Origin of the sequence: Ralstonia sp. A12, assembly GCF_000801955.1 — a bacterium.
Taxonomy (GTDB): domain Bacteria; phylum Pseudomonadota; class Gammaproteobacteria; order Burkholderiales; family Burkholderiaceae; genus Ralstonia.
On record NZ_JSZO01000016.1, the window covers coordinates 21,328 to 33,533 of the forward strand.

General features: G+C 63.6%; 6 protein-coding genes. 3 read left to right on the forward strand and 3 right to left on the reverse strand.

Going from position 1 to position 12,206, the window contains the following annotated elements; translation table 11 throughout:
* Nucleotides 1–3 precede the first annotated feature (3 nt).
* The 3 genes from PI87_RS28615 to PI87_RS18695 all read right to left on the reverse strand — a co-directional run bounded on the left by PI87_RS28615 (nucleotide 4) and on the right by PI87_RS18695 (nucleotide 1,980).
* Nucleotides 4–567, reverse strand: a complete 564-nt coding sequence (locus tag PI87_RS28615) for a fimbrial protein (RefSeq protein ID WP_084210006.1) — start codon at nucleotides 565–567, stop codon at nucleotides 4–6.
* 84 nt (nucleotides 568–651) lie between these two features.
* The gene (locus PI87_RS18690; protein WP_084210007.1) at nucleotides 652–1,401 is read right to left on the reverse strand and encodes a fimbrial biogenesis chaperone; all 750 of its coding nucleotides are present in this window, start codon (nucleotides 1,399–1,401) and stop codon (nucleotides 652–654) included.
* 303 nt (nucleotides 1,402–1,704) lie between these two features.
* Nucleotides 1,705–1,980, reverse strand: a complete 276-nt coding sequence (locus PI87_RS18695; protein WP_039599230.1) for a hypothetical protein — start codon at nucleotides 1,978–1,980, stop codon at nucleotides 1,705–1,707.
* Between the two features lie 833 nt (nucleotides 1,981–2,813).
* On the opposite strand from PI87_RS18695, the gene PI87_RS18700 reads away from it, so the two are divergent.
* The 3 genes from PI87_RS18700 to PI87_RS18710 all read left to right on the forward strand — a co-directional run bounded on the left by PI87_RS18700 (nucleotide 2,814) and on the right by PI87_RS18710 (nucleotide 12,071).
* Nucleotides 2,814–3,284, forward strand: coding sequence for a hypothetical protein (locus PI87_RS18700; RefSeq protein WP_039599231.1), 471 nt, complete (start codon nucleotides 2,814–2,816; stop codon nucleotides 3,282–3,284).
* A gap of 201 nt (nucleotides 3,285–3,485) precedes the next feature.
* A complete protein-coding gene (locus PI87_RS28145) occupies nucleotides 3,486–6,506 on the forward strand; it encodes a YadA-like family protein (RefSeq protein ID WP_052321603.1) in 3,021 nt (1,006 codons plus the stop codon).
* A 402-nt stretch (nucleotides 6,507–6,908) separates the two neighbouring features.
* Nucleotides 6,909–12,071 carry an ESPR-type extended signal peptide-containing protein gene (locus tag PI87_RS18710; RefSeq protein ID WP_039599232.1) on the forward strand — a complete coding sequence of 1,721 codons (5,163 nt, stop codon included), beginning with the start codon at nucleotides 6,909–6,911 and terminating at the stop codon, nucleotides 12,069–12,071.
* The last annotated feature ends 135 nt before the right edge of the window (nucleotides 12,072–12,206 follow it).

The following is a 12,206-nucleotide window of genomic DNA, read 5'->3' on the forward strand; positions in this document are numbered from 1 at the left end:
CGATCAGTTGATGGTGAACGTCAACGTGGCCGTCGTATTGGCCGTACCGGCAGCCGGGGTTGCCCCGACCAGCCCGGTGGTGTAGTAGCGCGCCCCAACGCGCACCGTGACGGTGCTGGCGCCGGTAATCGGGACGCCGACGTTGCGGCTCAGCAGCGTCGTGGGTGTGCCAGTCGTGCCGACGCTATACAAAAGCTGCACACCCACGCCGCGCGCAACCCCGGGGTTACCGTAGCCGGTCAAAGCCAGCACGGTGGTGTCCGAGGTGGCGGAGTGTTGCGTGCCAGTCATCGTCATCGTCATTCCGGGACTGCCGGTGCAGCTCAGTGTGATGTTTTGCATCCCGGCAGTAGGAGAGACAGCGCCAACTGCCGTGAGCGTGCTGGCTGCAACGTCACCAAGAGGAATCGTGAGCGACGCCCCCCCCGTAATCTGGCAATTCCCGGTAATGTTGCCCGTTACGTTAACCGTGGACGTTTGAGCAAGTGCCTCGGTAGCGCCGCCGGCCATCAGCAGCAGGGCAGCCAGTACATGGGGCAGGCAACGCTTGGTGTTCGCAATCTTCATGAAGAACTCTGTGGGTGGAAGGTTTGGCAATAGCGCCGGTTACGGTCAAGGGTTTTGCAGTGCACGCGTGCCTGCAGAAAATCGTTAGGGCGCAAGCCGAACTTCCTGCTCGCTTGACCCACCAAAATCGTCCATCACTTCAAAGCTGGCCAGAACATCGCCACTGGGGCGGCTCGTGAGCTTGAGCGGCGCGAGCGAAAACGTGGTCGTGGCGTGAGGTGCCACAAAGCCGCCCTCACCCGTGCGCTTGAGTACACCGTCAACCTTCAGCCCAACATCGCCAAAGTTGACGTAGTACGGCGTGGGGTTGCTCACCTCCAGGGCAACGTCCTTGCCCTTCTCGCCAGCCACCCACTTCCAACTGAGCTGCTTGAATGCCGTTGCGGCATCCCCTTGCAAGCCCGACGGGCGGAAGAACAGCTTGATACGCGTGCGCACCGCAAACTGGATGTTGTTGTCGGCGTCTGAATCCGCCGCCTTGGGCGGCACCTCCAGCACGTTGAACCAGTACAGCGTTTCTTGGTTGTCCGGCAGCGGGTCACCCGTGTAGCTCAACCGAGCAGCTTGGCCACTGCCGGGCTCCATGCGAAACATGGGCGGCCGGATAAAGAACGGTGTCTTGATGGTCTCCGGCGTTGCCGATGGGTCGCCCGCGTCCACCCACACCTGCACCAGCACAGGCCGCGTGCCCTCGTTATCCAAGGGCACCGTCACCTCCTTCACATTGGCGGGATAGATGACACGCGTCCCGCCGATGACCACACCGGCTTGCACTGCACTGGCACCGCACCCCATCACCAAGAGGCAAGCGGCCATAAAACGGCGGAGAGACATGCATCACCTCATCGTTGGAGTCGGAATGGAGAGGACCTGACCCACTGGCGCGTTTGCTGCCCCCATGTGCAGCAGCTTGCGGTGTGGGGAGATCTCAGAAGGCGCTCAGCCGTACTGGCAGCAGAGCAAATAGACAGGTCCGAAACTCCGGGGCCTGATTGTGACGATCAACGGCCCACGGCGTTATCAGACGGCTCTTAAATTTGAAGGCACAGTCACCAACATTTGACTGGCAGCGCGGCGTTGCACCGGCTTGATGGCATCCCTGCCCGTCTCAGGGATACGTCTTTCTATCTTTTATCGTTACTGGCGCTCGCCAGCCCGCTCTAAGGCGGTCAGCACTTCCCACGTGTCAGGGTTGACCTGACACCCTTCCAGCACCATCGACACAAACGCGCCGATGCCATCCAGAAACCCCGCCCGAAACTCTGGCGGCTGCCGGGCGGCGTAGGCCAGTTCCCAGCGCAGCGTGTCGGGCCGGAGCTGGCGGTGGGTGCGCAGATCGGTCTGCGTGTAGCGCAGGTAGTCTCGCGCGGCCAGTGCGCCGGTCAGGTAGATGCGGCGTTGGGTTGGCGTCATTGCGCACCTCCTGACCGGCAGGTTTGGGGGCGGCGTGTGGGTGGGGATGGGTAAGACGCGGGGCGGTGCCCGCGTTGGGTGCTTGGCATAGAGCCTCCTTGGGATTGAAGGAGACCCGCCATCTCGGCGCTAAACGAGGGTGGCGGGCCTGACGGTGGTGTTAGCGACCCGGCCCCCAAGGAAACCGGTAGACCCGAAGGTCTCACCACCCGGCCCGCCAGAGTAGGCGCGAACGGGAGCAGCAGTGCGATTGCGTGCAGCAATCGTCCGCCCTTGGTGTTTCAGGTCGCTAAACCCGGCTACCGTTGGTGCGGCAGCGGTCGCAATTATAGCGATGCGGGCGCGGCCCGGATTCTGATTCTTCGGCGTCGATACGGCTGCGAGCCCCGCCGACACACTAAGACCCAGCGCTGACTCTCAAAGACCCGATGGTCGACTCTTTTAGACCCGCCGCTGGCTCTCTGCGTCTCGACGCTGGCTCTCTGCGTCTCGACGCTGGCGCTAAAAGACCCGAGGGGTGACTCTTTTTGTCTCGGCGCTGGCTCTCCGAGTCTCGGCGCTGTCTCTCAAAGACCCGATAGCCGACTCTTTTTGACCCGGCACCGGGGCTTTGCGTCTTGGCATCGACTCATCAAGACCCGATGCCGGCTCTCCCACACCCGGCAGTGACATGTCGCGCCTCGCGCGCCGCTCCCACATCGTCAAGCGCATAGGAGTTTTCGGATTCTGCGGCCAAAACGGCCCTTCGGCCTTGCGGTCACGCGCCTTGCCCGCCACTCTCGCGCGGTCGTGCCAACCGGCATGACGTGGTTGTTCAACTCATAAGGCATGCAATGACGCAAAACCTGATTTCGTTTGCCCCCACCACCACTGATCTGGCCGCCATTGACGGCGCGCTCAAGACGCTGGAAGACAAGCTCATCGGCCTGATCGACCTCTCCCCCACCGAGCGCCACACGCTCACCAAAATGGGCGACAAATCTGAAGCCTTCTGCCGCCAGGCGGTGGAAATCCTCGGCACCAACCCGAACGTGCTGCCGCCCAACTTCAACGTGGCGGAAATGCGCCGCGATCTGGCGGGCTTCGACACGCTGCGCACGCGCCTCATCCGCATCGAAAAGCTCACTGAAAAAATGCGCGACTCGCAACTTGCGCTGGGCAGCGATGTGATGACCGCCGCACTGGAGGGCTATGCCTTGCTGAAGGTGGCCGGCAAGGGTGAAGCGCTGGATACCGCACGCAAGGCGCTGTCGGTGCGGTTCAGCAGCCGCACGGTGAAAAAGGAACCGGCGCCAGCACAGTAACGCTGCACCGCCAGTCAGCCAGCCCCCGCCCCGTGCGGGGGCTTTTGCTTTGGGCCAGCGCCCGCCAGGCGTTGCGGGCCATGCACGCGCATCGGCCCCAATGTGCACCTGCACAAGATTTAGGACTTTTCTCATTCAACGAAAACCCGTCGATCCCTAGCATGGACTCATCAACCTAACCAACCATGAAGGAACCGGGATATGAACAAGGTCTATCGCAGCGTGTGGAACGCAACAACGAATACGTGGGCAGCGGCCGCCGAAACGGCCAAGTCGCACAGCAAGGGCACGGCACGTGCCGCACGCCGCGCTGTGGTAGCGCTGGCGCTGGGTGGTGCTGCCATGGGCGGCGCGTTTGCTGCTGAAGAGTGCACGACCGACGATGGCCGCAAGGGCGCGAAAGATTCGGCTGGTGTGTGCACGCCCGCCAGCATGGGCACCATGGGCACGAGCGCCATCGGCACGAGTGGCATTGGTACGAATGCCGCGCTGGACGATACGTTCATCAAGGTCATCGGCGCTTCCAACGCAAGCCGAGTTGACAGCACTGCCGGCATTGCGATTGGCGGTTCCGCCACCGTTGATGCAAAGGCCAACAATGGCATTGCCATTGGTTCTGGCGCCTTCGCGAGCACCAGCTATGGCGCACTGGCATTGGGCGGCGGCGCACAATCGAGCGGTGTCGGCAGCGTTGCGATCGGTACGGGCCAAAGCGGCAAGGCCGGTGCGACTGCATCGGCCGATGGCGCCGTCGCCATCGGTGGTTCCACCAGCAACTTGACGTTTGCACAGGCAACGGGAGCGGGCGCCGTTTCGGTAGGGGTCGCGTCAAGCGCCTCGCAACAGGGTGCGGCCGCGCTGGGCGCAGGCGCCAAGGCTTCGCATACGGACGCAGTCGCGCTGGGCACAAATTCGGCCACGGATCGCGCTAATTCCGTCTCGGTCGGCAGCGCCACCACGAAACGCCAGATCACCAACATGGCCGCCGGCACGGCAGCCACGGATGCCGTGAACGTCTCGCAGCTCACGCCGGTCGTGAACGCACTCGGCGGCGGTGCAACGGTCAACGCGGATGGTTCGGTGACCGGCCCGACCTACAACCTCACCAACGGCGGCATCACCTACAACGTGGAAGACGCGCTCAAGGGCCTGGACAACGGCCTGAGCACCGCCAACGGCAACATCACGCAGAACACGACCGACATCACCAACCTCCGCAACGGCACGATTGGTCTGGTGCAGCAGGATGCGACCACCAAGGACATCTCCGTGGCGGCGGCAACTGGCGGCGACAAGGTTGACTTCACCGGCACCGACGGCGTTCGCAAACTGACGGGTCTGGCCAACGGCAACGTGGCCGCAGGCAGCACTGATGCAGTGACGGGTGACCAACTGAACACGACCAACGTGAACGTGGCCAACCTGGATGGCCGTGTGACCAAGAACGAAGGTGACATCACCACGATCAACACCAACGTGACCAACCTGGATGGCCGCATGACGGTTGCCGAAGGCAACATCACGCAGAACACGACCGACATCACCAACCTGCAAGCGCAGGTGGGTAACGGCACGATTGGTCTGGTACAGCAAGCGGGCGCAGGTGCAGACCTGACCGTGGGCGCTGCCACCGATGGTGCCAACGTCAACTTTGCTGGTACGGCGGGCGACCGCAAGCTGGTGGGTGTGGCCAACGGTGATGTTTCGGCAACGAGCAAGGAAGCGATCAACGGTTCGCAACTGCACGGCGTGTCGCAAAGCGTGGCAGACGCCATCGGCGCGGGCTCGTCGGTCAACCCGGATGGTTCGATCACGCAACCGAGCTTTACCGTGGGTGATGGCAACGGTGGCACGACGATCGTGCACAACGTGGGCGATGCCGTGACGAACCTGGATGGCCGTACGACCACCAACGAAACCAACATCACCAACCTGCAGCAGCAAGTGGGTAACGGCACGATTGGTCTGGTGCAGCAAGCCGGTGCGGGTGCAAACCTGACCGTGGGTGCCGCTACCGATGGCAAGGCTGTCGACTTCACGGGCACCGAAGGCGCTCGCAAGCTGACGGGCATTGCCAACGGCGACGTGGCCGCAGGCAGCACCGATGCGGTGACGGGTGACCAACTGAACACCACCAACCTGAACGTGGCCAACCTGGATGGCCGTGTGACGAAGAATGAAGGTGACATCACCAACATCCGTAACGACCTGAGCAACGGCTCGATCGGCCTGGTGCAGCAAGCCGGCCCGAATGCCGATGTGACGGTGGCTGCGGCCACGGGCGGCACGGTCGTCAACTTTGCAGGCACCGCGGGTGACCGCCGCTTGAACGGCGTGGCCAACGGTGTGGCGGATAACGATGCTGTGTCCATCGCCCAGATGAAGGCCATGGGCCTGTGGGATCCGAACGCCAACCTGCCGATGGCAGCCGTGGTGTATGACGACATCACCCTGAGCAGCGTGACGTTTGGTGGCACGGGCGGCACGGTGCTGAACAACGTGGCGCCAGGCCTGATCGCTTCGGGCAGCATGCAGGCGGTCAACGGTGGCCAGTTGTTTGACCTGGAACAGAAGATGGGCAGCTACTACTCGTACCTGGATGGCCGTGTGACGAACCTTGAGCAGAACGGCGGCGGCAGCGGTGGTGGTTCGGGCGGCCCGGTGGACTTCAGCGGCTCGGGCAAGGACAGCACGCAAGTGGGCGCGGGCGCCAGTGCTTCGGGTGACAGCAGCACGGCAGTCGGCAACGGTTCGGCCGCCTCTGGCGAAAACAGCACGGCCATCGGCCAAGGCTCCAGCGCCACGGGCAGCAACTCCACCGCCATCGGTCAGGGCTCGCGTGCAGATCGTGATGATGCTGTGTCGTTCGGCTCGGAAGGCAACGAGCGCTACCTCACCAACGTGAAGGACGGCGTGCGTGACACCGATGCAGTGAACAAGGGCCAGCTCGACCGCGCCATTGGCGGACTGCAGAATCAGGTCGACGATCTGTCGCGCAACGCCTACGCCGGCATTGCCGCAGCCACCGCGCTGACGATGATTCCGGGTGTGGACCCGGGCAAGAACCTGTCGCTGGGTATTGGTAGCGCGAGCTACAAGGGCTACCAGGCCGTTGCAATCGGCGGCGAGGCGCGCATCACCCAAAACATCAAGATGAAGGCGGGCGTGGGCCTGTCCAGCGGCGGCACGACCGTCGGCGCAGGCGCGTCGTACCAGTGGTAAGGCACTGGGCGGGCCGGTCTGCCCGCCCTGCCATGCCGCTTTGTTGAATCAATCTTGAAAAAGCCCGTTGCCACCATGGCACGGGCTTTTTTTCTTTGGCGCAGTCCATTCCTTGATGTGCCTGTAGCGCCACCTCACGCGCGGATTCTGCATCCAGGGGAATGTCCTATGGCATTCCGGGAAGAATGCGGACCCGTCTCAATCCGAGCCAAGCGCCCGCTCCCTAAGGCCAGTCATGGCAACTCAACATACCCCCGAGCCTCTACATTGCCGTTGCGCGCGCCACACGGCCATCCGCCGGCTTGCGCATCTGCACAAATTTAAGACGTTTCTCATTCAACGAAAACCCGCCAATCCCTAGCATGGACTCATCAACCCACCCAACCATGAAGGAACAGGGATATGAACAAGGTCTATCGCAGCGTGTGGAACGCAACAACGAATACGTGGGCAGCGGCCGCTGAAACAGCCAAGTCGCGCAGCAAGGGCACGGCACGTGCCGCACGCCGCACTGTGGTTGCGCTGGCGCTGGGTGGTGCTGCCATGGGCGGCGCATTTGCTGCTGAAGAGTGCACGACCGAAGACGGTCGCAAGGGCACGACGGATACCGCTGGCGTGTGCACGCCCGCCAGCATCGGCACCATGGGCACGAGCGCCATCGGCACGAGTGGCATTGGCACGAATGCCGCGCTGGATGATACGTACATCAAGATCACTAACAGCGGGGGCACGGCAAGCGTAAATAACAGCGCGTCCGGCATTGCAATTGGCCCTAGCGCTACCGTTGGCAGCCCAACTATCAGAACCGGCAACGGCCTCGCCATTGGTCAGGGCGCCCAGTCACTCGGCACCTATGGATCGATGGCATTGGGCGGCGGCACACTATCGAGTGGTGTCGGCAGCGTTGCGATCGGTACGGGCCAATCCGGCAAGTACGGTGCAACCGCATCGGCCGATGGCGCCATCGCCATCGGTGGTGCCACCAGCACCTTGACGTACGCACAGGCAACGGGGGCGGGCGCCGTTTCGGTAGGGATCGCGTCAAAGGCCTCGCAACAGGGTGCGACTGCCCTGGGGCGTCAGAGTGAGGCCAGCGCAGAAAATGCCGTGGCACTGGGTAGCGAGGCGAAGGCAACCGGAACCAGCGCAACCGCCCTCGGCAACTTGGCCAACGCTGCCGCCAACGCGGTCGCGATCGGCGCCTCTGCCAACGCGGGAACCGTTGCCGGCAACATTGCCGTGGGCAACCTCGCAAACGCCTCTGGCGCCCGCAGCATTGCGACCGGCGTCAACGCCGAAGCCTCGGGTGCCAACTCGATCGCCCTGGGCAGCACCGACAACGACGCATTCCGGGCACGTGCCACGGGGTCAAACGCCATTGCAATGGGCGTGAATGCGCGCGGCACTGCTGACAATGGCATCGCCGTGGGCCAAAACGCCGACGTTCAGGCCACTGCCACGGGCTCGGTCGCCTTGGGTTCTGGCTCGATCGCCAGCGCCGCCAACACCGTGTCGATCGGCAATACCACCACGCAGCGCAAGCTCGTCAACATGGCCGCCGGCACGCAAGCTACCGACGCCGTGAACGTGTCGCAGCTCACCCCGGTCGTCACCGCCCTGGGCGGCGGCGCCAGCATCGACCCGAACACGGGTGCCGTCACCGGCCCGACGTACAACCTCACCAACGGCGGCCCGCAAACCACCGTGGGCGGGGCATTGGCTGCGCTCGACAATGGCCTGAGCACCGCCAACGGCAACATCACGCAAAACACGACCGACATCACCAACATCCGCAACGGCCTGAACAACGGCACGATCGGCCTGGTGCAGCAAGACGCGACCACCAAGGACATCAGCGTGGCGGCAGCAACTGGCGGCAACAAGGTCGACTTCACCGGCACCGACGGCGTTCGCACGCTGACGGGTCTGGCCAACGGCAACGTGGCTGCGGGCAGCACCGACGCAGTGACGGGTGACCAACTGAACACGACCAACGTGAACGTGGCCAACCTGGATGGCCGTGTCACCAAGAACGAAGGTGACATCACCACGATCAACACCAACGTGACCAACCTCGACGGCCGTGTAACGACTGCCGAAGGCAACATCACGCAGAACACGACCGACATCACCAACATCCGCAACGGCCTGAACAACGGCACGATCGGCCTGGTGCAGCAAGACGCGACCACCAAGGACATCTCCGTGGCGGCGGCAACGGGTGGCGACAAGGTCGACTTTACCGGCACGGACGGCGTTCGTACGCTGACCGGTCTGGCCAACGGCAACCTGGCTGCGGGCAGCACCGACGCAGTGACGGGCGACCAACTGAACACGACCAACGTGAACGTGGCCAACCTGGATGGCCGCGTGACGGTTGCCGAAGGCAACATCACGCAGAACACGACCGACATCACCAACATCCGCAACGGCCTGAGCAACGGCACGATCGGCCTGGTGCAGCAAGACGCGACCACCAAGGACATCTCCGTGGCGGCGGCAACGGGTGGCGACAAGGTTGACTTCACCGGCACCGACGGCGTTCGCACGCTGACGGGTCTGGCCAACGGCAACGTGGCTGCGGGCAGCACCGATGCGGTGACGGGCGACCAACTGAACACGACCAACGTGAACGTGGCCAACCTGGATGGCCGTGTGACCAAGAACGAAGGTGACATCACCACGATCAACACCAACGTGACCAACCTCGATGGCCGCGTGACGGTTGCCGAAGGCGACATCATCGACATCCGCAGCCAACTGGGCAACGGCTCGATCGGCCTGGTGCAGCAAGATGCAACCACCAAGGACATCTCCGTGGCGGCGGCAACGGGTGGCGACAAGGTCGACTTCACGGGCACGGACGGCGTCCGCAAGCTGACGGGTCTGGCCAACGGCAACGTGGCTGCGGGCAGCACCGATGCGGTGACGGGCGACCAACTGAACACGACCAACGTGAACGTGGCCAACCTGGATGGCCGTGTGACCAAGAACGAAGGTGACATCACCACGATCAACACCAACGTGACCAACCTCGATGGCCGCGTGACGGTTGCCGAAGGCGACATCACCGACATCCGCAGCCAACTGGGCAACGGCACGATCGGCCTGGTGCAGCAGGATGCGACCACCAAGGACATCACCGTGGCGGCGGCAACTGGCGGCGACAAGGTCGACTTTACCGGCACGGACGGCGTTCGTACGCTGACTGGCGTGGCCAACGGCGCCGTCTCGGCCACCAGCCAAGACGCGATCAATGGTTCGCAACTGCACGGCGTGGCCGACAGCGTGGCCTCGGCCATCGGTGCGGGCTCGACGGTCAATCCGGATGGCTCCATCTCGGCCCCGAGCTTCACGGTTGGCGATGGCAACGGTGGCACGACCATCGTCCACAACGTGGGCGATGCGGTGACCAACCTGGATGGCCGTACGACCACCAACGAAACCAACATCACCAACCTGCAGCAGCAAGTGGGGAACGGCACGATTGGCCTGGTGCAGCAGAACGCAACCACCAAGGACATCACCGTGGCGGCGGCAACTGGCGGCGACAAGGTCGACTTTACCGGCACGGACGGCGTTCGCACGCTGACCGGCGTAGCCAACGGCGCGGTCTCGGCCACCAGCCAAGACGCGATCAATGGTTCGCAGCTGCACGGCGTGGCCGACAGCGTGGCCTCGGCCATCGGTGCGGGCTCGACGGTCAATCCGGATGGCTCCATCTCTGCCCCGAGCTTTACGGTTGGCGATGGCAAGGGTGGTACGACCATCGTCCACAACGTGGGCGATGCGGTCACGAACCTGGATGGCCGTACGACTACCAATGAAACCAACATCACGCAGAACACGACCGACATCACCAACCTGCAGCAGCAAGTGGGCAACGGCACGATTGGTCTGGTGCAGCAAGCGGGCGCAGGTGCAGACCTGACCGTGGGCGCTGCCACCGATGGTGCCAACGTCAACTTTGCTGGTACGGCGGGCGACCGCAAGCTGGTGGGTGTGGCCAACGGTGATGTTTCGGCAACGAGCAAGGAAGCGATCAACGGTTCGCAACTGCACGGCGTGTCGCAAAGCGTGGCAGACGCCATCGGCGCGGGCTCGTCGGTCAACCCGGATGGTTCGATCACGCAACCGAGCTTCACGGTTGGCGATGGCAACGGTGGCACGACCATCGTCCACAACGTGGGCGATGCCGTGACGAACCTGGATGGCCGTACGACCGTCAACGAAACCAACATCACCAACCTGCAGCAGCAAGTGGGTAACGGCACGATTGGTCTGGTGCAGCAGAACGCAACCACCAAGGACATCACGGTGGCGGCGGCAACGGGTGGCGACAAGGTCGACTTCACGGGCACCGACGGCGCTCGCAAGCTGACGGGCATTGCCAATGGCGACGTGGCCGCAGGCAGCACCGATGCGGTGACGGGTGACCAACTGAACACCACCAACGTGAACGTGGCCAACCTGGATGGCCGTGTGACGAAGAACGAAGGCGACATCACCAACATCCGTAACGACCTGAGCAACGGCTCGATCGGCCTGGTGCAGCAAGCCGGCCCGAATGCCGATGTGACGGTGGCTGCGGCCACGGGCGGCACGGTCGTGAACTTTGCAGGCACCGCGGGTGACCGCCGCTTGAACGGTGTGGCCAACGGCGTGGCCGATAACGATGCAGCTTCGATCGCGCAACTCAAGGCCATGGGCCTGTTCGACCCGAACACCAACCTGCCGATGGCAGCCGTGGTGTATGACGACATCACCCTGAGCAGCGTGACGTTTGGTGGCACGGGCGGTACGGTGCTGAACAACGTGGCGCCGGGCCTGATCGCTTCGGGCAGCATGCAGGCGGTCAACGGTGGCCAGTTGTTTGATCTGGAGCAGAAGGTCGGCAACTACTACTCGTACCTGGATGGCCGTGTGACGAACCTTGAGCAGAACGGCGGCGGCAGCGGTGGTGGTTCGGGCGGCCCGGCCGACTTCAGCGGCTCGGGCATGGACAGCACGCAAGTGGGTAAGGGTGCTGATGCCTCGGGTGATTACAGCTCGGCAGTCGGCCAGGGTGCGGTGGCATCGGGCAGCAACAGCTCCGCGATCGGCCAGGGTTCGAGCGCATCGGGTTCGAACAGCTCGGCCATCGGCCAGGGTGCAAATGCGTCGGCTGACAATGCCGTTGCTCTGGGCCAAGGTTCGGTGGCGGATCGTGAAGGCACCGTGTCGGTCGGTTCGGCAGGCGCTGAGCGTCAGATCACCAACGTTGCAGCCGGTACGGCACCAACGGATGCTGTGAACGTGCAGCAGATGAACAACTCGGTGCGCAGCGCACGCCAAGACGCCATGGGCGGCGTGGCCGCAGCGATGGCGGTGGCAGGCTTGCCGCAGTCGTCCATGCCGGGCCGCACGTTCATGGCCATCTCGGGCAGCACGTACGGTGGTGAGTACGGCACGGCCGTTGGCGCGTCTTACATGACCCGCGACGGCAAGTGGACGGTCAAGGCCGCGATCAACACCAGCAGCCGCGGTGAAGTTGGCGCGGTGGTGGGCGGCGGCTTCTACTGGTAAGCCGTTACCAAAGCTCTGGCCTGCGTGTAAGGGCTGTCTGTCTTCCGATAGCGTTCATCCCAGTTCCTTCTTGGGAGGCAGACAGGTCAAACGCGCGGCGTATGAGGGGAAGGGCTCCGGGCAACCGGGGCCCTT